Origin of the sequence: Streptomyces sp. NPDC019890 (genome assembly GCF_044903445.1) — a bacterium.
Taxonomy (GTDB): Bacteria; Actinomycetota; Actinomycetes; order Streptomycetales; family Streptomycetaceae; genus Streptomyces.
Genome location: NZ_JBJDQK010000005.1, coordinates 140,321 through 165,717, shown reverse-complemented (window position 1 = coordinate 165,717; position 25,397 = coordinate 140,321). Strand labels below are relative to the sequence as shown.

Here is a 25,397-nt window from a genome sequence, read left to right as displayed (position 1 = left end):
CTGTCCGAGACGACGGTGACGGCCAGGGAGAGCCGAGTCGGGAGGGTGGTTGCCGGTATGGGCGGCAGCCCAGGGTCCGGTGAGAACTACTCAGATCCGAGCGCCGGTCCTTGTCGGGCAACGTCGCTGCCGTCGTTCGGGGCGGCCTGCGGTGTCGTCACCAGGGGCGGTGGGGTGGCCGGTTCCAGCCCCAGTTCCAGTTCTGCCAGTTGCCGGTGATGGTGGTGGGGTTGGTGGCGGTGTGGGTGGTGGTGTCGCCGCCTCCGGTCACGGTGGCGGTGTTGGTGACTGAGGCGGGGGCGTTGCGAGCGATCTGGACTCTCAGGGTGATGGGCGGGTAGCTGCTCCCGGCGGCCAGGACGTTGCTGCGGGTGCAAGTGAGGGTGGAGCGGGTGCAGCGCCATCCGGAGCCGGTGATGCTGGCAGCAGAGAGTCCTGCTGGGAGGGTGTCGTGAACGGTGACGGTGGTGCCATTGGTCGGGGCAGTTCCGTTGTTGCCGACGGTGATGGTGTAGGTGCCCTGCCGGCCTCGGACGAAGTTCCCGGTGTGGCTCTTGGTGATGGTCAAGGCAGGCGCCGACGGCAGGCTGATCAGGCTGATCGCGACACCACGCGGCCCGCTTCCGACGAGGACGCTGGTGGTGACCGTGTTGGTGGCGGTGTCAATCACCGCCACACTGTCCGCGGTTGCGCGGGGGACGTAGGCGTGCTGGCCGTCCGGGGTGATCGCCACCTCGGCCGTGTTGTCGCCGACGGGGATGGTGGTGGTGACCGTGTTGGTGGCGGTGTCGATCACCGACACGGTGTCCGGGATGCTGTTGACGACGTAGGTTTGCTGGCCGTCCGGGGTGATCGCCACCCCCACCGGCTGGTTGCCGACGGCGATGCGGGGCAGGATCTCCGTGTTGGTGGTGGTGTCGATCACCGACACGTTGTGCACGTTCTGGTTGGTGACGTAGGCGCGCAGGCCGTCCGGGGTGATCGCCACGCCAGACGGGCCGTCGCCGACGGGGATGCGGGGCAGGATCTCCGTGTTGGTGGTGGTGTCGATCACCGACACATTGTCCGAGCCGTAGTTGGTGACGTAGGCGCGCAGGCTGTCCGGGGTGATCGCCACAGCGACCGGTACGTTGCCGACGGGGATGGTGGTGGTGACCGTGTTGGTGGCGGTGTCGATCACCGACACATCTTCCGAGTTCACGTTGGGGACGTAGACCTGCTGGCCGTCTGGGGTGACCGCGACAGCGAACGGGCCGTTGCCGACGGGGATGGTGGTGGTGACCGTGTTGGTGGCGGTGTCGATCACCGACACATTGTCCGAGTCCAGGTTGGCGACGTAGGCGTGCAGGCCGTCCGGGGTGACCGCGACATCCAACGGGTTGTCGCCGACGGTGATGGTGGCGGTGACCGCGTTGGTGGCGGTGTCGATCACCGACACCGTGTCGTCGTTCGTGTTGGTGACGTAAGCGTTCGGGCCCGGTGCGGCCCAGGCCGGTGACGAGGCGATGACCGGCAAGGCCACTCCCGCCAACATGGCCAGTCCCGCCATGCAGGCCCGCAGCCACGCCCATGACCACGGCCGAAGCCCACTCCTCTCGGGCCCCGGACCGCGATAGGACCCAGTCTGTTTGCCCTTGCGTCTGACCACCGGTACCTCCGTCGCACGAAAAGGGGCCGGCCTCCGCCGGTCGCACCGATGGCGCCGACAACAAGCCGCGGATCACCCAATGTGATCACTCGTCAGGTTAGGTGACGATTCCGCTATTCTGGCGATATGACACGGTTCGTCGACTCGTGCCGAGGGCATCAGCATGATGGCCAGCCGCGGGCGGACCGAGACCCCCCACTCCCCGATACCGTCGATGCCGTGTCCGGCCCACGTCGGGTTGGTCACCCGGCGCGCACCCCGACTCGGAACTGTACGACCGGCTTCTGTCTGAGTTCCTGGCCTGGATGACTGCCGTCAGTCAGGCCGGCATCCTCTGAGTCGACCCTGTTGAGCCTTTCAGGGGTGCAGTTGTCCAGCATGAAGATCTCTCAGGACATCCGGCGGCAGCACGGCGGCTCGCAGCAGGAGATCGAGGACGGCATGGCGGAGAAGTCCAAGGAGTTCGCCGCCGCGGGCAACCGTGTCTATCTGCCGATCGCGGAGTAACGACTTCGCTCGCGCGGACGCCTGCGCACCGGGAGTGACCTCCGGGAGGGAGCTGCTGACCTCCGGGAGTGAACCTCCCGGCCCCGAGCACCAGCCGGAGTGACCTTCCGCCCCGAGCGCCGGCCGGGGGTCACTCCGGCTGGTGCTCGGGGCCGCCGAAGTCCGGGCTGGTGAAGTCCGGGCTGGTGAAGGTGGGCCGCTGTCCCGCCGTCGAGCCCTCGTTCGGGCTGGAGTAGTCCGGGCCGCTGTAGCCGACCTTCGGGATACGGCTCACATGGCGCGGTGGAGCCGACGAGGTCGGGTCGGCGCTGGGGTCCGCCAGCGCGGCCCGCAGGAAGGGAAGGAGTCCACGCTCAAGCAGGGCGTGCCGCCAGGCCTCCTTGGCCCGGGACACCTCGTCGGGCAGCTCGCCCGTCGACTCCTCGGCCGGGACCTGCGTAGCGCCGTTGCGCAGAGCCGTCAGCAGCAGCGCGATCGCTGCGAACAGAATGGCGACAGCCGTCAGAGCCCCGAAGAACCAGCCTGCGGAGACCATGGTCTCGGCGAAGGACGGCGCGGGGCTGAGCATCTTCAGTATGTAGCCGACCAGAAGGAAGATCAGCGCGGCCGTCCCCGCGAGCACCGGGGCCAGCACGGCTATGACGGCGGTGAATCCGGCGCCGCGCTCGGAGTCCTCGTCCTCCCCGGCTGGGGCCAGCACGGAGTTGCGCACGGAGTCGGCGGCCGTCGGCGCCCGCATCTCCTCGCGGATCTTGATGTAGTGCTCGTACTCGGCAGCGGCGGCGGTGGTGATCAGTGCCGTCGCGTTGAGGGCCATCGTGCGCAGTTGTTCGGCGTTCAGTCGCTGTCCCACGGCAGCGAGATCCGGACGGTCATGGGCGTTGCGCAGCGCGTCGTCGAGGATGCGCTCGTACTCGGCGCGGTCCTCGGTCAGCAGGTGCGGAGCGCTGTTCATGTGCATCCCCCGATGCTCCGTAGGGCCGGATCGCCCGCATCGATCGGGCAGTTGGGCAGAAACGGAGGAGAGCCTGCTACGGATAAGCCGATGGTAGAGCGGTTACGGCACGGGGTGACAGGGGGTTTCAGTAAATCGCCTGCCGGGCTCGCCTCAGTTGGACAGCGGAAGTTGGACGACAAGGAGCTTTCCGGCCATGGTTACGCCGCCGTCCATGGCGATCGCGAGCCCGTCCGCGTACACATGCGGGCCCTCGACGACCGGACGCTCGCCGTCCTCGCCGTCCTCGGTGCCGACCTCGCCGAGGAGATACGGAATCGGGCTGTGGCCGTGCACGATGCGGCGGCCGCCGTAGGCGGCGAGCAGTTCGCGTACGGCCTGCGGCCCGGCCTCGTCGCGGAAGGCGAAGCGCTTGGTGAACTTGCGGAACAGGTCCCAGCACTCGTCGGCGTCATTGCGCGTGAGGATCTCGTGCACGTTGTCGTTCACGTCCTCGATGCTGGAGCCGTACTCCAGATAGGCGGTCGTGTCGGAGTGCATCAGCAGATGCTCGTCCTCTTCGATCACCGCGTCCAGCCGCGCCATCCACTGGAGGTGGACCTCCTGCAGCCGGTCCATGTCGGACTTCTGGCCGCCGTTGAGCAGCCAGGCGGCCTGGAAGGTGGCGGTGCCGGCGCCGGAGTTGACGGGGGTGTCGCCGAACCGCTTGGCGCCGAGCAGCAGCAGCTCGTGGTTGCCCATCAGGGCCTTGCAGTAACCGCCGGCGGCCGCGGCCTCGGCGGAGAGCCGCATGACGAGATCGATGACGCCGATGCCGTCGGGGCCGCGGTCGGTGAAGTCGCCGAGGAACCAGAGGCGGGCGTGACCCGCGGCCCAGTGGCCCTCGGCGTCGATGAGGCCCTGTGCGCCGAGGGCCGCGACGAGTTCGTCGAGGTAGCCGTGGACGTCACCGACCACATAGAGCGGGCCGAGGCCGTCGGGCGCGGGCGCCTCGTCCGGGTCGACCTGGACCTGGACGGTGTCGCCGGGACCGCCGAGGTTGATCACCGGGAGATCGCGCTCGGTAGGGGTGTAGCCGTCAGGGGCCTCGCCCTCCGGGACGGCGTTACCGGGATGGGCGGGCTCCGGCGGCTGCTGCGACTGCTCAGTCCGAGCAGGCGGTGCCTGGTCCTGCGGCATCACGTGCTCCTGAGCTGCCTGTTCCTGCGCTGTCTGTTCCTGAGCCGCGTGTTCCTGAGCCACGTCTGCGTGCGGCGGAACCTGCGACTGCACGGGAACCTGCGCGTACGGCGGAACGCGGAAATCGCGCAATGTTGCCGTCCGCACCACGGGTCCTTGACCGGCCCCCTGAGTCATCGACCCCTCCACCACCGTCGCGCCGCCGTTCACCTCTCGGCCCAGCCTGGTCGGGGTGGTCCGCGGTGTCGTCCGCCCATCATAGGAATGAGGTCCGCGCTGTGTGACGCACCAGGGGTGGTGAATCCGTTTGCACCCCTGGTTCGCCGGTTGTTTCGTCCTGATTAGGCAGACCTAGTCCGGTGAAGGGGATCGCGGAGCGCTGACAGTCGTGCGCGGAGGGCGGCGTTGTGAGGACGTCCGGACGATCAGTTCGGTCGGTATCACCTGCTCGACCGGCCGGTCTTCGGCGATTCCCTCGATCGCGTCGATGAGGAGCTGGACGACGGCGGTGCCGATCCTGCGGGGTTTGAGCGAGAGCGTGGTGATGGGCGGGTCGGTGGCGGCGTACACGGTCGACTCGCTGCAGCACACCAGCAGCAGATCGTCGGGGACGCGCAGGCCGTACCGCCGGGCGGCGGCGAGCAGATCGGTGCCGTTGGGATCGAAGAGTCCGTACACGGCATCGGGCCGGTCCGGGCGGGCGAGCAGCCGGTCGGCCGCGACGGCGCCCGCGCACGGATCATGGGCGGGATAGGACTCGTAGACCGGGTCCTGGCCCATGCGCTCGCACCAGTTCAGATAGGCGGTGGTGGACAGGCGGGTGTAGGTGTCTGTGGTGGTGCCGGTGAGCAGGCCGATCCGGCGGGCGCCGGCGGCGGCGAGATGGTCGAGGAGATCGAGTACGGCGGCTTCGTGGTCGTTGTCGACCCAGGCGGTGACCGGAAGAGTGCCGGCCGGGCGGCCGTCGGAGACGACGGGCAGGCCTTGGCGGACGAGTTCGGTGACCACTGGATCGTGGTCGGAGGGGTCGATGACGACGGTGCCGTCGAGGGCGACGTTCGACCAGACGTCATGGCGTGAGGTGGCGGGCAGGATGACGAGGGCGTAGCCGCGCGCGAGCGCGGCGGAGGTCGCGGCTCTCGCCATTTCGGCGAAGTACGCGAACTCGGTGAAGGTGAAGGGTTCATCCCCGTACGTGGTCACTGTCAGGCCGATTAGGCCTGACTTACCGGTACGGAGTGTTCGGGCTGCGGCTGAGGGCCGGTAGCCCAGCCGATCGGCGACTTCGCGGACGTGTCGGCGGGTGGCGTCCGGGAGCCGCCCCTTGCCGTTGAGTGCGTCGGAGACAGTCGTGATGGAGACACCGGCTGCGGCGGCCACGTCCCGGATGCCCGCTCGACTCTGCCGGCTGCCCCGGCGGGATGTCTCCGTCCGGCTCACCTGGTGCTTCCCTGCTGCTGTCATGGCGAGCCGATAGTAGGGCTCGGGCGGGTGGTTGGGCCGGTCGCATATTCACTCGTTGACAGGCACGTTTCTGCATGATCGTTTTCGTCCAACTTCATTGGAAGTCAAGGCAGTTGAGCGACACACCAACAGGGTCTCGGGTATCGAGCCGTGCGGGCCTGTCGAATGGTCGATGTTTCGAAGAGGTCTCAACTCACCACTACGGGGGATGCGCGCCACGGAGTGAGCTACCGGCGCACGCCCTGGAAGGAGCGCGCCCCCTTTCCCGGCCACTGCCATTCGCACCGGCCGGGAATCCTCATAAGGTGAGCAGTATTCGAATCTGCTGAACGCATGAGAAGGCACGAAAAGGCACGAGGAGGACCTGCGGTGAGCGAGACCAGCCCCAAGCTGCGCGCCGAGCTGGACGGCATCCCCACCTACAAGCCCGGCAAGCCCGCGGCCGCCGGTGGCCCGGTCGCGTACAAGCTGTCGTCCAATGAGAACCCCTATCCGCCGCTGCCGGGTGTCATGGAGACCGTGATCGCCGGGGCGCACGGGTTCAACCGCTATCCCGACATGGCCTGCACCGCTCTGATGAACGAGCTGGCGGACCGCTTCGGTGTGCCGGTGACGCATCTGGCCACCGGCACGGGATCGGTCGGCGTTGCCCAGTCCCTGCTGCAGTCCACGTCGGGACCGGGCGACGAGGTCATCTACGCCTGGCGGTCCTTCGAGGCGTACCCGATCATCACGCGGATCAGTGGTGCGAAGCCGGTGCAGGTGCCCCTGACCGCCGGCGAGGTGCACGATCTGGACGCGATGGCGGACGCGATCACCGACCGGACGCGGCTGATTTTCGTCTGCAACCCCAACAATCCGACCGGCACGGTGGTGCGCCGGGCAGAGCTCGAGCGCTTCCTGGACCGGGTGCCGTCGGACGTCCTGGTGGTGCTGGACGAGGCTTACCGCGAGTTCATCCGTGACGTCGAGGTGCCGGACGGCATCGAGATCTACCGCGACCGCCCCAATGTGGCGGTGCTGCGTACCTTCTCCAAGGCATACGGACTGGCCGGGCTACGGGTCGGCTTTGCGGTCGCGCATGAGCCGGTGGCCGCCGCGCTGCGTAAGACCGCGGTCCCCTTCGGCGTCTCACAGCTCGCGCAGGACGCGGCGGTCGCCTCGCTGCAGGCCGAGGACGAGCTGCTCGGCCGGGTCGGCTCGCTGGTCTGCGAGCGCACGCGGGTCTACGACAGCCTGGTCAAGCAGGGGTGGACCGTGGCCGAGACTCAGGCGAACTTCGTCTGGCTGCGGCTCGGCGACCGTACGCTCGACTTCGCCGCGGCGTGTGAGAAGGCCGGCGTGGTGATCCGGCCCTTCGCGGGTGAGGGCGTCCGGGTCACCATCGGGGAGGACGAGGCCAACGACATCTTCCTGCACACCGCGGAGGCCTTCCGCAAGGAGCTCTAGGCTCCGGCCTCCTCGGCCACCAGGCACGAAGGCCGCGACCGGAGCGGCAGAGCCCCCATGAGCGCCCTTGCTCGTGGGGGTTTCTTCGAGGTCGCGGTCAGGTGGATGCGAACAGGTACCCCCCGCTCGACAGTGCGGATTTCGCATGGGTCATAATGCTTGTGAATGTGAACGCGTTCACAAGCGCGTCCCGTTTCTCCCGTGATCACTGGGATTAACGGGGCAAACCGCCGCTTGCCCACGGCGATGTAAGGAGATGACGACGTGGACCTGGCTCTGGCGCCGGAGACTTTGGCGCGCTGGCAGTTCGGCATCACCACCGTTTACCACTTCCTCTTCGTTCCCCTCACGATCTCGCTCGCCGCGCTCACCGCGGGCCTGCAGACGGCCTGGGTGCGGTCGCAGAAGGAGAAGTACCTCAGGGCCACGAAGTTCTGGGGCAAGCTCTTCCTGATCAACATCGCCATGGGCGTCGTCACCGGCATCGTCCAGGAGTTCCAGTTCGGCATGAACTGGTCCGACTACTCGCGCTTCGTCGGTGACGTCTTCGGCGCCCCGCTCGCCTTCGAGGCGCTGATCGCGTTCTTCTTCGAGTCCACCTTCATCGGGCTGTGGATCTTCGGCTGGGACAAGCTGCCGAAGAAGGTCCATCTGGCCTGCATATGGATGGTGTCCATCGGCACCATCCTCTCCGCGTACTTCATCCTGGCTGCCAACTCCTGGATGCAGCACCCCGTCGGCTACCGGATCAACAAAGAGCGTGGCCGGGCAGAGCTCACCGACTTCTGGCATGTGCTCACCCAGAACACCGCGCTCACCCAGTTCTTCCACACCATTACGGCCGCCTTCCTCGTCGGCGGCGCGTTCATGGTCGGCATCGCCGCGTTCCATCTGGCGCGCAAGAAGCACATCCCGGTGATGCGGACCTCGCTGCGGCTCGGGCTCGTGACCATCGTGATCGCGGGACTGCTCACTGCGGTCAGCGGCGACCTGCTCGGCAAGGTCATGTTCAAGCAGCAGCCGATGAAGATGGCCGCCGCCGAGGCGCTGTGGGACGGCGAGGCGCCCGCACCCTTCTCGGTGTTCGCGTACGGAGATGTCGAGAAGGGCCACAACACGGTAGCGATAGAGGTCCCGGGACTGCTGTCCTTCCTGGCCAACGACGACTTCTCCTCGTACGTCCCCGGCATCAACGACGTCAACAAGTCCGAGCAGGAGAAGTTCGGGCCCGGCGACTACCGGCCCAATATCCCCGTCGCGTACTGGGGCTTCCGCTGGATGATCGGCTTCGGCATGACGTCACTCGGCATCGGTCTGCTCGGGCTCTGGCTCACCCGCAAGAAGTTCATGCTGCCGCCGGGCCTGCGGACGAGCGAGGACGAAGTGCCGAATCTGGTGGTCTTCAAGAGCAAGGCGTTGAGCCCCAGGTTCACCAAGTGGTACTGGATCATCGCCCTCTGGACGATGGGCTTCCCACTGATCGCCAACTCCTGGGGCTGGATCTTCACCGAGATGGGGCGTCAGCCCTGGGTCGTCTACGGCGTGCTGCGCACCCGCGACGCGGTCTCCCCCGGTGTCTCGCAGGGCGAGGTGCTCACTTCGATGATCGTCTTCACTCTGCTCTACGCGATGCTCGCCGTCATCGAGGTCAAGCTGCTCGTGAAGTACGTCAAGGCCGGACCGCCCGAGCTGACCGAAGCCGACCTCAACCCGCCCACCAAGATCGGCGGCGACGACCGTGACGCCGACCGGCCGATGGCCTTCTCGTACTGAGGCCCTGAGGAGCTGCTGAGGCATGGAACTTCACGACGTCTGGTTCGTACTCATCGCCGTCCTGTGGATCGGCTACTTCTTCCTGGAGGGCTTCGACTTCGGCGTCGGCGTCCTGACCAAGCTGCTGGCCCGGGACCGGACCGAGCGGCGGGTGCTGATCAACACCATCGGGCCCGTCTGGGACGGCAACGAGGTCTGGCTGCTGACCGCGGGCGGCGCGACCTTCGCCGCCTTCCCCGAGTGGTACGCCACGCTCTTCTCCGGCTTCTATCTGCCGCTGCTGCTCATCCTGGTCTGCTTGATCGTGCGCGGAGTCGCCTTCGAGTACCGGCACAAGCGGGACGAGGAGCGCTGGCAGACCAACTGGGAGCAGGCGATCTTCTGGACCTCGCTGCTGCCGGCTCTGCTGTGGGGAGTCGCCTTCGGCAACATCGTGCGCGGCGTGAAGATCGACGGACACAAGGAGTACGTCGGCAACCTCTTCGATCTGCTCAACCCGTACGCGCTCCTCGGCGGGCTGGTGACGCTGACCCTGTTCACCTTCCACGGTGCGGTCTTCACCGCGCTGAAGACGGTCGGGGAGATCAGGCTCCGGGCGCGGGCTCTGGCGCTGAAGCTGGGGCTGCTCACGGCCGTGCTGGCGCTCGGTTTTCTGCTGTGGACCCAGGCTTCGCGCGGAGACGGCACCAGCCTGATCGCGATGATCGTCGCTGTGCTCGCGCTGGTCGGGGCGATCGTGACGATCAAGGCGGGGCGCGAAGGATGGTCGTTCGCGCTGTCGGGTGTGACGATCGTGGCCGCGGTCGCGATGCTCTTCCTCACGCTCTTCCCGAACGTCATGCCGTCCACCCTCCATGAGGAGTGGAGCCTGACGGTCACCAACGCCTCGTCGAGTCCGTACACCTTGAAGATCATGACCTGGTTGGCAGCCATCGCCACGCCGCTGGTGCTGGCCTACCAGGGCTGGACGTACTGGGTGTTCCGCAAGCGGATCGGTACGCAGCACATCGCCGATGCGCATTAGTGGGGGATGTTTCACGTGAAACCGATCGACCCGCGTCTGCTCCGGTACGCCCGGGCCACCCGTCGATTCCTGATCGCGGTGGTGCTGCTCGGACTTGTCGGGGCGGCGCTGGTCGTCGCCCAGGCGATGCTTATCGCCGAGGTGGTGGTGGGGGCCTTCCAGAAGGGGCTCTCCCCCTCCGGTCTCGGTACGCCGTTGGCGCTGCTGGCGGCGGTTGCCGTCGGCCGGGCGGTTGTCTCGTGGCTGACCGAACTGGCCGCGCACCGGGCGAGCGCGGCGGTCAAGTCTGAGCTGCGGGGGAGGCTGCTGGAACGGGCCGCCGAGCTGGGGCCCGGGTGGCTGAGCGGGCAGCGAACCGGGTCGCTTGTCGCGCTCGCCACGCGTGGCGTCGATGCTCTGGACGACTACTTCTCGCGCTATCTGCCGCAGTTGGGGCTCGCGGTGGTCGTGCCGGTCGCGGTGCTCGCGCGGATCGTGACCGAGGACTGGGTCTCGGCGGCGGTCATCGTGCTGACGCTGCCGCTGATTCCGCTGTTCATGGTGCTCATCGGCTGGGCCACGCAGGCCCGGATGGACCGCCAGTGGCGGCTGTTGTCCCGGCTGTCGGGGCACTTCCTGGACGTGGTGGCCGGACTGCCGACCCTCAAGGTCTTCGGGCGGGCGAAGGCGCAGGCCGAGTCGATCCGGGCGATCACCTCGGAGTACCGGCGGGCCACGTTGCGGACCCTGCGCATCGCGTTTCTCTCGTCGTTCGCACTGGAGCTGCTGTCGACGCTGTCGGTGGCGCTCGTGGCCGTCGGTATCGGCATGCGGCTGGTGCACGGGGAACTGGATCTGTACACGGGGCTGGTGATCCTGATCCTGGCGCCCGAGGCGTATCTGCCGATCCGGCAGGTGGGGGCGCAGTACCACGCGGCGGCCGAGGGGCTTTCGGCCGCGGAGGAGATCTTCGAGGTCCTGGAGACCGAGCCGAGGGCGGTCGGTACGGGGGAGGTGCCCGGCACGCTCCGGCTGGAGCTCGACGGGGTGACCGTCCGGCATACGGGTCGCACTGAGGCGTCGTTGGACGCCGCAACGCTCGTGGTGGAGCCCGGCGAGACGGTGGCGCTGGTCGGGCCGAGCGGGGTCGGGAAATCGACGCTGCTGGATGTGCTGCTCGGGTTCGTCGAGCCTGCCGCGGGGCGGGTGCAGGTCGGGGGCGTGGACCTTTCCGCGCTGGACCTGGCGCGGTGGCGGGAGCGGATCGCGTGGGTGCCGCAGCGGCCGTATCTCTTCGCGGGGACGATCGCGGAAAACGTGCGGCTGGCGCGGCCGGACGCGGACGACGCGGCGGTGCAGGAGGCGTTGCGGGACTCGGGGGCGTACGACTTCGTGGCGGGACTCCCCCAGGGTGTGGACACACTGCTCGGGGAGGACGGCGCGGGGCTCTCGGCCGGTCAGCGGCAACGACTGGCGCTGGCCCGGGCGTTCCTCGCGGACCGGCCGCTGCTGCTGCTCGACGAGCCGACAGCGGCGCTGGACGGGGGGTCGGAGGCGGGCATCGTCGAGGCGGTGCGGCGGCTGTCGGCGGGGCGGACGGTACTGCTGGTCGTCCACCGGCCGGCGCTGCTGGGGGTGGCGGACCGGGTGGTCACGCTCTCCCGCTGCGACGGGGTGGGTGTTTTCCCCGCCCGCGCGCCCCTGACGGGAGAGGGAGGTGCCGGGGTGGTGCGGCAGTCGGCTTCGCCGGACGGCCCGGTAGCCGGCGCCGTCGAGCGGCAGAGCGCCCCCGCCGAGCGTTGCTCAGGTCGCGGCGGGGAGCCGCGCCGCGCGCGGGCCGTCGGGGGTGTACTTGCGCGGGTGCGGGGGATGGCCGGCGCGTTGCGGGGGCAGCTGGTGCTTGCCCTGGGGCTGGGTAGCCTCGGCCTCGGTGCCGCCGTGGGGCTGATGGCCGTCTCCGGCTGGCTCATCTCGCGTGCCTCGGAGCAGCCGCCCGTCCTCTATCTCATGGTGGCCGTGACGGCGACCCGGGCCTTTGGCATCGGGCGGGCCGTCTTCCGCTACGCCGAGCGGCTCGTGTCGCACGACGCCGTACTGCGGATGCTCGCCGAGCTGAGGGTCGCCGTCTACCGCAGGCTGGAGCGCATCACACCCGCCGGGCTGCGGCAGACCCGGCGCGGAGATCTGCTGTCCCGGCTCGTCGCCGATGTGGACGCCCTGCAGGACTACTGGCTGCGCTGGCTGCTGCCCGCGGGTGTCGCCGTCACCGTGGGAGCGGGGGCCGTCGCCTTCACCGCGTGGCTGCTGCCCGAGGCCGGGGCAGTGCTCGCCGTCGGGCTGCTCGTCGCCGGGGTGGCCGTGCCCCTGATCAGTGGGACCTTTGCACGCCGGGCCGAGCGTCAACTCTCGCCCGCGCGCGGCACGTTGGCCGCCCGAGTCGTCGACCTGCTCGGCGGGACCGCCGAACTGACCGTCGCCGGGGCGCTGAAGGGCCGCCTGAACACGGCGCGAGAGGCCGACCGGCAGCTGACGCGGATCGCCTCGCGGACCGCCGCGGCCACCGCGCTCGGCGCCGGGCTCTCCGCGCTGGCCTGCGGACTGACGGTCGTGTGCGCCGCGTTCGCGGGAGTGCAGGCGGTGCGCGACGGGCGGCTCGACGGAGTGTCCCTCGCGGTCGTCGTGCTCACCCCCCTCGCCGCCTTTGAGGCGGTCACCGGCCTGCCGCTCGCCGTGCAGTACCGGCAGCGCGTCAAGCGGAGCGCCGAGCGGGTGTACGAGGTGCTCGATGCGCCCGTTCCCGTACACGAGCCGGAGCGGGCGGCAACACCGCCCGGGACGCCGTTCCCGCTCCAAGTGCGGGGGCTACGGGCGCGGTACGCAGGGCAGGAGCGGGACGCGCTCGACGGTTTTGATCTCACCCTCGACGCGGGAAGGCGCATCGCCGTCGTCGGTACCTCGGGGTCGGGCAAGACCACCCTCGCCCAAGTGCTGCTCCGCTTCCTGGATGCCAAGGAGGGGACGTACACGATCGGCGGTGTGGCGGCGGCAGCGCTCGACGGGGACGCGGTCAGGCGGTTCGTCGGGTTGTGTGCGCAGGACGCCCACCTCTTCGACAGCTCCGTGCGGGAGAACCTGAGGCTGGCCCGCACCGAGGCGACGGAGGACGAACTCAGGCAGGCCCTCGCCAAGGCACGGCTGCTGGAGTGGATCGACGGGCTGCCCGCCGGCCTCGACACCCTCGTGGGCGAGCACGGCGCACAGCTCTCCGGCGGTCAGCGGCAGCGGCTGGCGCTGGCTCGTGCGCTCCTCGCCGACTTCCCCGTACTCGTACTCGACGAGCCGGCCGAGCATCTCGACCTGGCGACGGCGGACGCGCTGACCGCGGATCTGCTGACGGCCACCCAAGGGCGGACGACGCTGCTGATCACGCACCGGCTGCGGGGACTGGACGCCGTGGACGAGATCGTCGTCCTGGAGGCGGGGCGTACCGTGCAGCGCGGTTCGTACGAAGAGCTCGCCGCGGCCGAGGGGCCGTTTCGCCTGATGCTGGAACGCGAACGGGCGGCGGACCTGCTGGGCGCGCGGCTCGCCGAAGCCGAGGATCCGGCTTCCCTCGTGACATAGGTCGCTCCGGTCGGCGCGACCCGGCACGCGTCGAGGTCGAAGCCCGAGCGGGGACCCGCCAGGCAGGTCGGGAATCTGGGCCAGGTGGCGGTACGACACCTCGCGGGTACCCGAAATCGCCGCGGCGCCGGGTAACGATCCGTCCATGCGTTTGAGACCCCGCGACCGGCTGCTGCTCGTCCCGGCGGCGTTGTGCGCGCTCCTCGGTACGGCGGCGCCGACGGCCACGGCATCCGACGGGCCGGAAGCCGGCACCAGTGCCGAGGTGGCGCGCCTCTTCGAGGAAGCGGCGAAGGCGACCGCGACCTACGAAAAGGGCAGGCACGTCGCCGAAGCGCAGCGCACCACGGCAGGCCGGCTCGAGGGACTGCTGATCCGACAGCGGCGTGAACTCGCGAAGGTCCACGACGCGGTGGGCGGCGTCGCCCGCGCCCAGTACCGCACCGGCGGCCCGCTCGCGCTCACCGCGCAGCTGCTGCTCGCGAAGAATCCGGACGAGCTGATGCGCTCCCGGCGGCTGGCGTGGCAGGCGGAGATGGCTGTGAACCAGCTGCTCGGCCGGGCGAGGCAGGCCGAGCAGCGGTTCACCGCCGCGGAGGGGAAGGCCCAGTCCGCCTGGCGCGAACTCGACGTACGCAGGGAGCAGCTGGCGACGATCAAACGCGGCATCGAGACGAAGCTGGAGGCCGCGCAGTGGCAGCTGCAGGAGGAGGCGGACAGCAGCGTCGCGGCCGGAAAGTGCACCGGTGCCGTAGACCTCAAGGGGAGCGGGGGCGTGCCGCGCGGGCGTGCGTGGGTGACGCCGGTGGAGCACTACGAGCTCTCCGCAGGGTTCGACAGCCAGGGCGAGCACTGGGCACATCGGCACACCGGGCAGGACTTCGCGGTCGACATCGGGACGCCGGTGCGGTCGGTCGGGGCGGGGCGTGTGATCTCGGTCTCCTGCGGCGGGGCCTTCGGGATCGAGATCGTCGTGCAGCACCCGGGTGGCTACTACACGCAGTACGCGCATCTTGCGGCGGTAACCGTCGACCAGGGCGAGCAGGTGCGCACCGGGCAGTTGATCGGGCAGTCGGGCACCACGGGCAACTCGACGGGGCCGCACCTGCACTTCGAGGTGCGGCTCACGCCGTATCTGGGGTCCGGGGTGGATCCGGCGGTGTGGCTGCGCGAACACGGCGTCGACATCTAGCCGCGCCTTGAGCGTCCCGCTAGAGCCCCGCGCTGCCGTCCTGGAGCCTGGTGCCGCCGTTCCCGAGCTCCGTGCCGCCGCTCCAGCGCTTCGTACTGCCGTCGGCTTCCGCGCGCCGGGCCAGGATCTGCTCGATGACGATGGCGACGCCGTCCTCGTTGTTGGCAACGGTCCGACCGGACGCCGCGGCGATCACGTCCGGATGGGCGTTGCCCATCGCGTACGAAGTGCCTGCCCAGGTCAGCATCTCCACGTCGTTCGGCATGTCTCCGAAGGCGACGACCTCGTCCGAGGAGATCCCGCGCTCGGCGCAGCAGAGCGCCAGGGTGCTGGCCTTGCTCACGCCCGGGCCGCTGACCTCGAGCAGAGCGGTCGGGCTCGACCGGGTGAACGACGCGAGCTCGCCGGCCACCGTACGGGCCAGGGTGAGGAAGCCGTCGGGCGTCAGCTCCGGGTGGTGGGCGAGCAGCTTGATCACCGGCGCGTCGGCGTCCGGGTGCTCCGTGTGAAGCAGCTTCTCGGCGGTGGCGATGGTCGCGACCGGGTCGCGATGGAACGGCGGATAGTCCGGCTCGTAGTGGATGCCGGTGGTCAGCTCGACCGCGAAGGAGGTGCCGGGAGCGGCATCGCGCAGCGCCCGTACGACCTCGAGGGCGGTGTCCCGTTCCAGAGCACGGACCTCCAGCACCTTTCCGCCGGCATGCAGATCGACGACGGCGGCGCCGTTGGCGCAGATCGCCAGCCCGTGGCCGTGGACATGATCGCTGACGACATCCATCCAGCGGGCGGGCCGCCCGGTGACGAAGAAGACCTCGATCCCTGCCTCCTCGGCGGCGGCCAGGGCGGCGATCGTACGTTCCGACACGGACTTGTCGTCGCGCAACAGCGTTCCGTCCAGGTCTGTGGCGATCAGCCGGGGGACAGCGGGCAGGGCGCGTGAATCGATAGCTGAGGTCACAGATCCATTCTCCCGTACGGCTGCGCACGGGCGTGCGAGTGGGCGCACATCTGAGTGCTCACCGGCCGCTGCCGTGAGTGTGCACCGGCACCTGTGGAGCCACGTACGCTCGAAGGCATGCGTTTGAGTACCGTGATCCTCCCTGTCCGCCGCTGGCACGACGGTGGCCGCGACGAGTGGCTGCGAGCAGAGCAGCTCGGCTTCCACACCGCGTACACCTATGACCACCTCTCGTGGCGGACCTTCCGCGACGGCCCGTGGTACGGCGCGGTCCCGACGCTGACCGCCGCTGCTGCTGCCACCGAGCGGCTGCGTCTCGGCACGCTGGTCACCTCGCCGAATTTCCGGCATCCGGTGACCCTCGCCAAGGAGCTGATCTCGCTCGACGACATCTCCGGCGGCCGCATCACGCTCGGTATCGGCGCGGGCGGTATGGGCTTCGACGCGACGGTTCTGGGCCAGGAGGCCTGGACGCCGCGCGAACGGGCCGACCGCTTCGGAGAGTTCGTTCCGCTGCTCGACCGGCTGCTGACCGAGGACTCGGTGACGTACGAGGGGACCTTCTACTCGGCGGTGGAGGCCCGCAACATCCCCGGCTGTGTGCAGCGGCCCCGGCTGCCGTTCGCGGTCGCGGCCACCGGGCCGCGCGGGCTCAAGCTCGCGGCGAAGCACGGGCAGGCATGGGTGACCACGGGTGACCCGAAGCTCTTCGAGACGGGAACGCCGGAGCAGTCCGTCGAGGCGATCCGCGGCCAGATCGACAAGCTCGGCAAGGCGTGCGCGGAGCTGGGCCGGGATGTGGCCGAGCTGGACAAGATCCTGCTCACCGGCTTCACTCCGCAGCCCGGCCGGGTACTGGAGTCCCTCGACGCCTTCGTCGACTTCGCGGGCAGGCACTTCGAGCTCGGCTTCACGGAGATCGTGCTGCACGCTCCGATCCCGGACTCGTACTTCGCCGCGGACCAGACGGTCTTCGAGCAGATCGCGACGGAGGGCCTCGCCCAGCTCACCCGCTGAGGATCACCGGCTCACCCGCTGAGGATCACCGGCTGATCCGCTGAGGCTCACCGTCCCGCCGTCGCGGATCGGCGGACGCGCTCATGCGCCGGGGAAGCGCAGAAACTCCGGCGGTACGGCGTCGGCGAGCCATACGCCGTTGGCACTGACGTGGAATACGTGGCCCGCCCGGTGCATCGCCCCGGCGTCCACGGACAGGACGACCGGGCGGCCGCGGCGGGCGCCGACGCGGGTCGCGGTCTCGCGGTCGGGCGAGAGATGCACATGGTGGCGGTTCATGGGGCGCAGGCCCTCGGCGCGGATCGACTCCAGACTCCGGGCGACCGTGCCGTGGTAGAGATACGCGGGCGGCTCGGCCGTGGGGAGGTCCAGGTCGACCTCGACGGTGTGGCCCTGGTTGGCGCGGATGCGGGTGCCGTCGATGGTGAAGCGCCGCTTGTCATTGACGGCCACGACATGGTCGAGCTCGGCCCGGGTGAACCGGAAGCCGTGCGCGGCCGCGGCCCGCATCAGTTCGTCGACCGCCACCCAGCCGTTCTCGTCGAGGATGATGCCGATCCGCTCCGGCTGATGCCGAAGATGCTTCGACAGGTACTTGGACACCTTCACGGTGCGTCGGTCATCGGGTCTCTCATGAGGTCGGTTGTCGGGTCGGTTGTCGGGTCTTTCGTTCATCCCGTCAGCGTGCCCTCGTCCCGGTTCCGTCGCCACTGAAAAAAATCGCTCTACAGGTTTGATCCACAGCCAACTGTAGTTATCCACAAGGGAATTGACGCTTCTGTGGACAACGGAACGCCAATTTAGGCTCTTTGGGCAAATTACCCTGAATGAACACTCCTTGAGGCAAGAGCGTCCAATGTTCTGGCCTGTACCTCCCGTTCGGCCGCCGCCGCGATGAAGGCGGCCGCGTTCTCCTCGCCAACCAGTGCCTGCACCGCTCGAATTGTCTCCGGGGGCAGCAGCACCGACCGGGGCTCGCTCTCCACCGGTGGCGGTCCGTCGGCAGTCAGATGCTGATGCAGATGCCGGGTGGCGAACGTCCGCATGGCACGGGCCAGTTCGGCGTCGACCGTCTGCTGTGCGAGCGGTCTCAGCCGCCGCACCAGAGCCGCCGCCTCGGCCGCGTCCGCGTCTGTCGGGGGCAGATGGCCGAGACAGCGCGCGAAGACATGCTCGGTGGTGAACTCCAGGAAGCGGGAGGCCATGTGCTCGACCTGTCCACGAAGCTCCCGCAGATGACCGGAGATTGCCGGGAGCGGCACCCCCGCTGCGTACAACTCGGCCGCCACGGCGAGCTCTTGGGGACTGGGCACCAGAAACTCGTCGTCCCGCCCCGGGATGCGTTCCAGTACCCCGAGCTCCACCGCCTCCTCGACGGCGACTTCGTCCGGCTTCCCGCCGAACTTCCCGTCCAGCTCGGCGCGGGTGATCCGGGCCGCCTCCTCGTCCGTCCACGGCCCCTGCACCTCCGCCACCAGACCGAGCACCCCGCCGAGCCCACGCCCGGCGTCCCAGGCCTCCAGCAACTCCTTGATCGAGGCCAGGGTGTAGCCGCGGTCCAGCAGGTCGGCGATCTGCCGCAGCCGGGCCAGATGGGTGGAGCCGTACACATTGGCCCGCCCGCGCCGCTCCGGTCTGGGCAGCAGTCCGCGGTCCTGGTAGGCGCGGATCGTACGGACCGTGGCACCGCTGTGGTGCGCCAGATCCTCGATCCGGTACTCGGCTACTGACTGTGCTCCCACGGTGCTCACAAGGGCGGCTCCCATCGTGCTATTGCCCGCAGGCTCCGGGGCATGAAACGGGACATGAAGTGGGCGCCGCGCGCCTCGGGCGTCACCGGTACAACCGCCTGGTTCCTGACGACGGCGCGCAGGATCGCGTCGGCGACCTTCTCCGGCGGGTAGTTGCGCAGCCTGTACAGCCTGGCGGACTTCTTCCGGCGCCGCTTCTCCTCGGCCTCGTCAGCCCCGGCGAAGCGCGCAGAGGCCGCGATGTTGGTGTTGACGATGCCGGGGCAGATCGCCGAGACCCCGATGCCCTGGCCGGCCAGCTCCGCCCGCAGGCACTCGCTGAGCATCAGCACGGCCGCCTTCGACGTGCTGTACGCGGGCAGCGACTTCGTGGGCTGGTAGGAGGCAGCGGACGCGGTGTTGACGATATGGCCGCCCTGGCCACGCTCGGCCATCTGCCTGCCGAAGAGCCGGCAGCCGTGGATGACACCCCACAGATTGACGTCGAGGACCTTCTTCCAGTCCTCGGCGCTGGTCTGCAGGAAGGAGCCGGACAGCCCGATGCCTGCGTTGTTGACCAGAACGTCCACCACGCCGTATTCGGCGGCGACCTTGACGGCGAGCTTCTCCATCGCCGGCTCGTCGCTCACGTCCACGGTCTCGCCCCAGGCCTCGGGCGCACCTATCAGCCGGGACAGTTCCGCGGTCCTGGCCGCGCCTTCGGCATCCCGGTCCACCGCCACGATCCGCGCCCCCGCCTCGGCGAATGCGAAGGCCGTGGCCCGCCCGATGCCGCTCGCAGCGCCAGTCACCAGGACGAGCTGGCCCCCGAACCGCTCGGCATAAGGCCCCTTGGCCACGGTCTGACGCGCGGCCATGCCCGCCGCGAAGTGCTCGTTGGCCGTGACGAACTCGCCGATCCAGGCCGACAGCTGGTCCGGCCGGGTGCGCGGTATCCAGTGCTTGGCGGGCAGCGAGCGGCGGGTCAACTGCGGGACCCACTCGCCCAGTTCGTCATTGAGCCGCTCGGACAGGAAGGCGTCGCCGGTCGGCGTGATCAGCTGGACCGGCGCGTGGGCGTAGGCGTCAAGGCGCGGGCGGCGCAGCCTGGCCCGGACATTGTCCCGGTAGAGCCATGCGCCGTGCGCCGCGTCCTGCGGCAGCGACGGCGTCGGGTAGCCGCCCGCCGGCACCTTCTCCATCCGCTGCAGGATCTTCGGCCACTGCTTGCCCAGTGGCCCGCGCCAGGCGAGCTCCGGCAGCACCGGCGTATGCAGCATGTACACATACCAGGACTTGGCGCCCTGGCCGAGCAACTGCCCCACTCTGCGGGGCGTCGGCCGGCTCATCCGCCTCTTGATCCAGTGCCCGAAGTGGTCGAGGGACGGGCCGGACATGGAGGTGAAGGAGGCAATACGGCCCTCGGTGCGCTGTACGGTGACGAACTCCCACGACTGCACCGACCCCCAGTCGTGGCCGACCAGATGCACCGGCTTGTCCGGACTCACCGCGTCAACGACCGCCAGGAAGTCGTCCGTCAGTTTCTCCAGGGTGAAGCCGCCGCGCAGTGGAGCCGGCGAGGTGGAGCGGCCGTGCCCCCGGACGTCGTACAGCACCACATGGAAGCGGTCCGCGAGGCGCCCGGCGACCTCCGCCCACACCTCCTTGCTGTCCGGATAGCCGTGCACGAGCAGCACCGTCGGCTGCGTCGCATCACCCAGCTCGGCGACGCACAGCTCGATTCCGCCCGTACGGACCCAGCGCTCCCGCGCCCCCTTGAGACTCACGCCGGCTCCTTCTCATGGTTGTCTCCCAGAGCCGACATCCGGCACGAGTCATCCGCCCAGCGCCGCACATGCGGCAGATCGTCGTCCAGCCAGAACGCGCTCTGCTCCGGGTCGGTGGAGTCGGTGACGACCAGGATCTCCTCGAACTTCGCGCCCGTGCCCCGGAACCCGAGGTGCGGCTCGACAGCCCACAACCCCGGCCGGGGCGGGTGGTCGGAGAATGCGTACGGACTCCACAGGGGCGACCAGCCGTCCCGGTGGCCGTGCAGCGCGTCGCTCGCCAGTCCCTTCAGCGACTGGGCGCCGAAACCGAACAGATGCGGCGACCAGCGTCGCTCCTTCACCCGGTCGATCTTGTGGGCGATGACACCGAAGGGGTAGGCGCGGTGCCGGTTGGCGTACCCCTGGCGGATCATCAGCCGGTCCACGTCCTCGTAGATCTCGCGCAGTGAGCGCCGCTCCCGCACCTCCCGCAGGATCAGCTCGCGGTGTGCCTCCAGGTCGGTCAGCAGCTTGTCGTGCACGGGGTTGAGTCCGAGGCAGCCCGAATACCCGATGTCGGCGGTGAAGCCTTGGTGGACAGGCGCCATGTCGAGGATGAAAGGCATCCCCGCCTCGAGCTTCCGGTTGGTCGGGAAGAACTGGAGCGGTATCCGGAAGTTCACGAAGGCCGTACGGTCCCCCAACCATGCGAAGGGCAGATGGAACCAGTCCCGCACGCCACGCTCGCGCAGCCACTCCCGTTGCATCCGGGCCGCCTCGCGCTCGGTCACACCCGGCTTGAGCTGTGCCGCCACTGCCTCGGCGCATGCGTACGCGAGGCGCTGCACCTCCTTGAACCCCCGTAGTTCCGCGGTCAGTTCACTCTCCGCTGCTGAGCTCATGCCACCCGCCCGTCCCGTGTGCGGTGCTCGCTCGTCACTGACACCGATGAATGTGACAATGACCGGCGGCTGCGTCAAGGGCCGTGCATCAGCCTGTGGAAAACTCACCGGTCGCGGTGGCCCGGTCGACTTTGGTCGCAGGCCCCTACGGGTCCGTACCTCTGGAGTCGGACACCGATCCAGCCGTCAGGGCTGACGCCCGTTGTGTCGTGCGCCACTACCTTCGAAATGTGACTGTGATCGCGACCGAAAGCCTGAGCAAGCGGTTCCCCCGGGTGACCGCGCTTGACCGGCTCTCGTTGGACATCGGACCCGGTGTGACCGGCCTGGTGGGCGCCAACGGAGCCGGCAAGTCCACGTTGATCAAGATCCTGCTGGGTCTGTCCCCCGCCACCGAGGGCCGGGCCGCCGTGCTCGGTCTCGACGTCGCCACCAGTGGCGCCGCCATCCGGGAACAGGTGGGGTACATGCCCGAGCACGACTGCCTGCCGCCCGATGTCTCGGCCACCGAGTTCGTCGTCCACATGGCGCGCATGTCCGGGCTGCCGCCGACGGCGGCCCGCGAGCGCACCGCCGACACCCTGCGCCATGTCGGCCTGTACGAGGAGCGCTATCGCCCCATCGGCGGCTACTCGACCGGCATGAAGCAGCGCGTCAAGCTCGCGCAGGCCCTGGTCCACGACCCCAAGCTGGTCCTCCTGGACGAGCCGACCAACGGCCTCGACCCGGTCGGCCGCGACGAGATGCTCAATCTGATCCGCCGCGTCCACACCGACTTCGGCATCTCGGTCCTGGTCACCTCGCACCTGTTGGGCGAGCTCGAGCGCACTTGTGACCACGTCGTCGTCATCGACGGCGGCTCGCTGCTGCGCTCCAGCTCCACCAGCGACTTCACCCAGACCACCGCGACCCTCGCGGTCGAGGTCACCGACACGGACACGCACCCCGACGGCACGGCGGTGCTCCGGAAGGCACTGGCCGCCGCCGGAGTCACGCTGCACGCGCGCGTGGAGGACGGTCTGCCCGGAGCGGGCCACATCCTGCTGATCGAGGCGACGGGCGAGGAGACGTACGACGTCGTGCGCGACACAGTCGCCGGGCTCGGCCTCGGTCTCGTACGGATGGAACAGCGCCGCCACCACATCGCGGAGGTCTTCCGTCCGGAGGCGGCGGCACAGCCCATGGAGGTGCAGGCGCGATGAGCACAGAGCTCACCGGGGTCCAGAACGAGACCACCCGGATCCACAACATCGGCTACCGGAACTACGAGGGCCCGCGGCTCGGCCGTGCGTATGCGCGCCGCTCCCTCTACTCCCAGTCGCTGCGCGGCGCCTACGGCCTCGGCCGCTCGGCCAAGTCCAAGGTGCTGCCGATGATCCTCTTCGCGGTGATGTGCCTGCCCGCGGCGATCATCGTCGCCGTCGCAGTCGCCACGAAGCTCAAGGACCTCCCGCTCGACTACACCCGCTATGCGATCGTCACGCAGGCGGTCATCGGCCTCTTCCTGGCCGCGCAGGCTCCGCAGTCCGTCTCGCGCGATCTGCGCTTCAAGACGGTGCCGCTGTACTTCTCGCGCCCGATCGAGCGCATCGACTACGTCCTCGCCAAGTACGGCGCGATGGCCTCGGCCCTGTTCGTGCTCACCGCGGCGCCGCTGGTCATCCTGTACGTCGGTTCGCTGCTTGCCAAGATGGACTTCGCGGACCAGACGAAGGGCTTCGCGCAGGGCATGGTCTCCGTGGCGCTTCTCTCCGTCCTCTTCGGCGGGATCGGACTGGTGATGGCCGCGCTCACGCCGCGCCGCGGTTTCGGCGTCGCCGCCGTGATCGCCACGATGACCATCACCTACGGCGCCGTCTCCACCGTCCAGGCGATCGCCTGGGAGACCGGATCGCCCGAGGTGATCAAGTGGCTGGGCCTGTTCTCACCGGTCACGCTCATCGACGGCGTACAGACCGCCTTCCTCGGCGCCACCTCGGCCTTCCCCGGTGAGGCCGGTCCGGGAGCCGGGCCCGGCGTGGTCTATCTGCTCGTCGTCCTCGCGCTCGTCGCCGGCTCGTACGCCGTACTGATGCGCCGCTACCGAAAGGTCGGGCTGTGACCGCCCACCCGTCGCCCGCCACCACCCCTCCAAGGAATGGGCTGCGCCCATGAGCACTCTTCACATCGAGCACACCTCCCGGTGGTTCGGAAATGTCGTGGCCGTCAACGACGTGACCATGACGATCGGCCCGGGCGTCACCGGTCTGCTCGGCCCCAACGGCGCCGGAAAGTCCACGCTCATCAACATGATGGGTGGTTTCCTCGCCCCGTCGACGGGAAGCGTGACCCTCGACGGCCACGCGATCTGGCGCAACGAGTCCGTCTACCGGCAGATCGGCGTCGTACCGGAGCGGGAAGCGATGTACGACTTCCTCACCGGCCGCGAATTCGTCGTGGCCAACGCCGAGTTGCACGGCCTGGGCAAGAAGGCCGCCCAGAAGGCGCTCGCCACGGTCGAGATGGAGTACGCGCAGGACCGTAAGATCGCGACGTACAGCAAGGGCATGCGGCAGCGCGTGAAGATGGCATCGGCCCTTGTGCACGAGCCGTCCGTGCTGCTGCTCGACGAGCCCTTCAACGGCATGGACCCGCGCCAGCGCATGCAGCTGATGGACCTGCTGCGGTCGATGGGCGCAGAGGGCCGGACCGTGCTGTTCTCCTCGCACATCCTGGAGGAGGTCGAGCAACTCGCCTCCCACATCGAGGTGATCGTGGCCGGTCGCCATGCCGCATCCGGTGACTTCCGCAAGATCCGCAGGCTGATGACGGACCGGCCGCACCGCTATCTCGTACGGTCCAGCGACGACCGGGCCCTCGCCGCGGCCCTGATCGCCGATCCGTCGACGGCGGGTATCGAGGTCGACCTGGCCGAGGGCGCGCTGCGTATCCAGGCCGTCGACTTCGGCCGGTTCACCGAACTGCTGCCGAGGGTCGCCCGCGAGCACTCCATCAGGCTGCTGACGGTCTCGCCTTCGGACGAGTCCCTCGAGTCGGTCTTCTCCTACCTCGTAGCGGCCTGAAAGGAGCTGTGACGTCCATGTACAACCCCACAGTCGCCCGGCTCACCTACCGGGCCGTGCTCGGCAGGCGCCGGGCCGCGATCCTGTTCGTACTGCCCGGTCTGCTGCTGCTCATCGCGGCGGCGGTACGGAGCTTCAACGGCGTCGACGACCAGGTCGCCGCCGATCTCCTGGGCGGGTTCGCCATCGCCACGATGGTGCCGCTGATCGGGGTGATCGCGGGCACCGGGTCGATCGGCCCCGAGATCGACGACGGGTCGATCGTCTATCTGCTCGCCAAGCCGGTGAAGCGTCCGACGATCATCGTCACGAAGCTGGTCGTGGCCATCGCGATCACGATGGCCTTCTCGGCGATCCCCACGCTGATCGCCGGGTTCATCCTCAACGGCAACGGCCAGCAGGTCGCGGTGGCGTACACCGTGGCGGCGCTGGTCGCGTCGATCGCCTACAGCGCACTGTTCCTGCTGCTCGGGACGGTCAGTCGGCATGCGGTGGTCATCGGACTCGTCTACGCGCTGGTGTGGGAGACGCTGTTCGGCAGCCTGGTGCCGGGGGCGCGCACGCTGAGCGTCCAGCAGTGGTCGCTGTCGCTCGCCGAGAAGATCGGCGGGGAGGGCCTGATCGGCTCGGACGTGGGGCTGCCGCTGGCGGTGGCGCTGCTGGCGGGGGTCACGGTCGTGGCGACGTGGTACGCGGGACAGAAGCTGAGGGTGCTGAAGCTCGCCGGCGAGGAGTGAGACGAAGACCCTTGCGTTGTCGGTCAACCCCCGTCCGATGGACGGGGGTTGACGTATATGCGCGTAACTGTACGTTTATCGGCTCGTTGTTCACTGCGCGTGGAGGCAACTGGAGTTCGTGACGACGAGAGTTCGTAGGTTGCGGCATCGCCGCATCGGTCGGCATCCTCGCCTACCGGCTTCCGTACCCCTGGCGCCGGCTCTATCTCGCGGGCGCGCTCGCCTTCTTCGGCGTGCCGCTTGCGACCGGCGGGACATTCACCGACCTCGGGCATGCCATCGCCCTTGGCATCGGCCTCCTCTGCCGGCCACTCACACGGAATCCGGCCGGAAGAAAATCAGTGGCGGCGAACCGGCTGCCGGGGCAGAGTAGTTGAGCCGGCGCACGCCAGTGCGACCGACGCCATCCGACCGGGAGAGGAGCGCGG

20 protein-coding genes and 1 pseudogene are annotated in these 25,397 nt (G+C 69.0%); 12 read left to right on the top strand and 9 right to left on the bottom strand.

Annotated features, from left to right (window positions below; genetic code table 11):
* Positions 1 to 157: 157 nt before the first annotated feature.
* A complete protein-coding gene (locus ACI2LP_RS15760) occupies positions 158 to 1,648 on the bottom strand; it encodes a YncE family protein (RefSeq protein ID WP_404725085.1) in 1,491 nt (496 codons plus the stop codon).
* A 369-nt stretch (positions 1,649 to 2,017) separates the two neighbouring features.
* Between ACI2LP_RS15760 and ACI2LP_RS15755 the strand changes: the two are divergent.
* A pseudogene (locus tag ACI2LP_RS15755) lies at positions 2,018 to 2,155 on the top strand (thiamine biosynthesis protein ThiC); the annotation flags it as partial.
* Positions 2,156 to 2,285: 130 nt separating this feature from the next.
* On the opposite strand, the gene ACI2LP_RS15750 reads toward ACI2LP_RS15755, so the two are convergent.
* The 3 genes from ACI2LP_RS15750 to ACI2LP_RS15740 form a co-directional block, all read right to left on the bottom strand.
* Positions 2,286 to 3,116 carry a hypothetical protein gene (locus tag ACI2LP_RS15750; RefSeq protein WP_404725084.1) on the bottom strand — a complete coding sequence of 277 codons (831 nt, stop codon included), beginning with the start codon at positions 3,114 to 3,116 and terminating at the stop codon, positions 2,286 to 2,288.
* A gap of 147 nt (positions 3,117 to 3,263) precedes the next feature.
* A complete protein-coding gene (locus ACI2LP_RS15745) occupies positions 3,264 to 4,481 on the bottom strand; it encodes a metallophosphoesterase (protein WP_404725389.1) in 1,218 nt (405 codons plus the stop codon).
* 159 nt (positions 4,482 to 4,640) lie between these two features.
* Positions 4,641 to 5,753 carry a LacI family DNA-binding transcriptional regulator gene (locus ACI2LP_RS15740; protein WP_404725083.1) on the bottom strand — a complete coding sequence of 371 codons (1,113 nt, stop codon included), beginning with the start codon at positions 5,751 to 5,753 and terminating at the stop codon, positions 4,641 to 4,643.
* 369 nt (positions 5,754 to 6,122) lie between these two features.
* On the opposite strand from ACI2LP_RS15740, the gene hisC reads away from it, so the two are divergent.
* The 5 genes from hisC to ACI2LP_RS15715 all read left to right on the top strand — a co-directional run bounded on the left by hisC (position 6,123) and on the right by ACI2LP_RS15715 (position 14,794).
* On the top strand, positions 6,123 to 7,202 hold the full coding sequence (hisC, locus tag ACI2LP_RS15735; protein WP_404725082.1) for a histidinol-phosphate transaminase: 1,080 nt from the start codon (positions 6,123 to 6,125) through the stop codon (positions 7,200 to 7,202).
* A 264-nt stretch (positions 7,203 to 7,466) separates the two neighbouring features.
* A complete protein-coding gene (locus ACI2LP_RS15730) occupies positions 7,467 to 8,975 on the top strand; it encodes a cytochrome ubiquinol oxidase subunit I (RefSeq protein WP_404725081.1) in 1,509 nt (502 codons plus the stop codon).
* 22 nt (positions 8,976 to 8,997) lie between these two features.
* The gene (gene cydB / locus ACI2LP_RS15725; protein ID WP_404725080.1) at positions 8,998 to 9,999 is read left to right on the top strand and encodes a cytochrome d ubiquinol oxidase subunit II; all 1,002 of its coding nucleotides are present in this window, start codon (positions 8,998 to 9,000) and stop codon (positions 9,997 to 9,999) included.
* Between the two features lie 15 nt (positions 10,000 to 10,014).
* Positions 10,015 to 13,602 carry a thiol reductant ABC exporter subunit CydD gene (gene cydD / locus ACI2LP_RS15720; protein WP_404725079.1) on the top strand — a complete coding sequence of 1,196 codons (3,588 nt, stop codon included), beginning with the start codon at positions 10,015 to 10,017 and terminating at the stop codon, positions 13,600 to 13,602.
* Between the two features lie 145 nt (positions 13,603 to 13,747).
* A complete protein-coding gene (locus ACI2LP_RS15715) occupies positions 13,748 to 14,794 on the top strand; it encodes a M23 family metallopeptidase (RefSeq protein WP_404725078.1) in 1,047 nt (348 codons plus the stop codon).
* A gap of 19 nt (positions 14,795 to 14,813) precedes the next feature.
* Here ACI2LP_RS15715 and ACI2LP_RS15710 read toward each other — a convergent pair whose 3' ends face one another.
* Entirely contained in the window at positions 14,814 to 15,752 is a 939-nt protein-coding gene (locus ACI2LP_RS15710) for a Cof-type HAD-IIB family hydrolase (protein WP_404725077.1), read from the bottom strand.
* A 117-nt stretch (positions 15,753 to 15,869) separates the two neighbouring features.
* Between ACI2LP_RS15710 and ACI2LP_RS15705 the strand changes: the two genes are divergently transcribed.
* The gene (locus ACI2LP_RS15705) at positions 15,870 to 16,769 is read left to right on the top strand and encodes an LLM class flavin-dependent oxidoreductase (protein ID WP_404725076.1); all 900 of its coding nucleotides are present in this window, start codon (positions 15,870 to 15,872) and stop codon (positions 16,767 to 16,769) included.
* 81 nt (positions 16,770 to 16,850) lie between these two features.
* Here the strand turns inward: ACI2LP_RS15705 and ACI2LP_RS15700 are convergent, their stop codons facing one another.
* The 4 genes from ACI2LP_RS15700 to ACI2LP_RS15685 form a co-directional block, all read right to left on the bottom strand.
* Positions 16,851 to 17,444 (bottom strand): RNA 2'-phosphotransferase, encoded by a 594-nt coding sequence (locus tag ACI2LP_RS15700; RefSeq protein WP_404725075.1) that lies wholly within the window; start codon positions 17,442 to 17,444, stop codon positions 16,851 to 16,853.
* Positions 17,445 to 17,587: 143 nt separating this feature from the next.
* Positions 17,588 to 18,535, bottom strand: a complete 948-nt coding sequence (locus tag ACI2LP_RS15695) for a MerR family transcriptional regulator (protein WP_404725074.1) — start codon at positions 18,533 to 18,535, stop codon at positions 17,588 to 17,590.
* Positions 18,517 to 20,286 (bottom strand): SDR family oxidoreductase, encoded by a 1,770-nt coding sequence (locus tag ACI2LP_RS15690; RefSeq protein ID WP_404725073.1) that lies wholly within the window; start codon positions 20,284 to 20,286, stop codon positions 18,517 to 18,519. The genes ACI2LP_RS15695 and ACI2LP_RS15690 overlap by 19 nt, the downstream gene beginning before the upstream one ends.
* Positions 20,283 to 21,170, bottom strand: a complete 888-nt coding sequence (locus ACI2LP_RS15685) for a M24 family metallopeptidase (RefSeq protein WP_404725072.1) — start codon at positions 21,168 to 21,170, stop codon at positions 20,283 to 20,285. Before ACI2LP_RS15685 ends, ACI2LP_RS15690 begins: the two co-directional genes overlap by 4 nt.
* Positions 21,171 to 21,406: 236 nt before the next feature.
* On the opposite strand from ACI2LP_RS15685, the gene ACI2LP_RS15680 reads away from it, so the two are divergent.
* The 5 genes from ACI2LP_RS15680 to ACI2LP_RS15660 all read left to right on the top strand — a co-directional run bounded on the left by ACI2LP_RS15680 (position 21,407) and on the right by ACI2LP_RS15660 (position 25,346).
* A complete protein-coding gene (locus ACI2LP_RS15680; RefSeq protein WP_360867403.1) occupies positions 21,407 to 22,372 on the top strand; it encodes an ABC transporter ATP-binding protein in 966 nt (321 codons plus the stop codon).
* A complete protein-coding gene (locus ACI2LP_RS15675; protein WP_404725071.1) occupies positions 22,369 to 23,271 on the top strand; it encodes an ABC transporter permease in 903 nt (300 codons plus the stop codon). Before ACI2LP_RS15680 ends, ACI2LP_RS15675 begins: the two co-directional genes overlap by 4 nt.
* A 49-nt stretch (positions 23,272 to 23,320) precedes the next feature.
* Positions 23,321 to 24,232, top strand: a complete 912-nt coding sequence (locus ACI2LP_RS15670; RefSeq protein WP_404725070.1) for an ABC transporter ATP-binding protein — start codon at positions 23,321 to 23,323, stop codon at positions 24,230 to 24,232.
* Positions 24,233 to 24,249: 17 nt separating this feature from the next.
* The gene (locus ACI2LP_RS15665) at positions 24,250 to 24,969 is read left to right on the top strand and encodes an ABC transporter permease subunit (RefSeq protein ID WP_360867288.1); all 720 of its coding nucleotides are present in this window, start codon (positions 24,250 to 24,252) and stop codon (positions 24,967 to 24,969) included.
* 146 nt (positions 24,970 to 25,115) lie between these two features.
* A complete protein-coding gene (locus ACI2LP_RS15660; protein ID WP_404725388.1) occupies positions 25,116 to 25,346 on the top strand; it encodes a rhomboid-like protein in 231 nt (76 codons plus the stop codon).
* Positions 25,347 to 25,397: the final 51 nt, after the last annotated feature.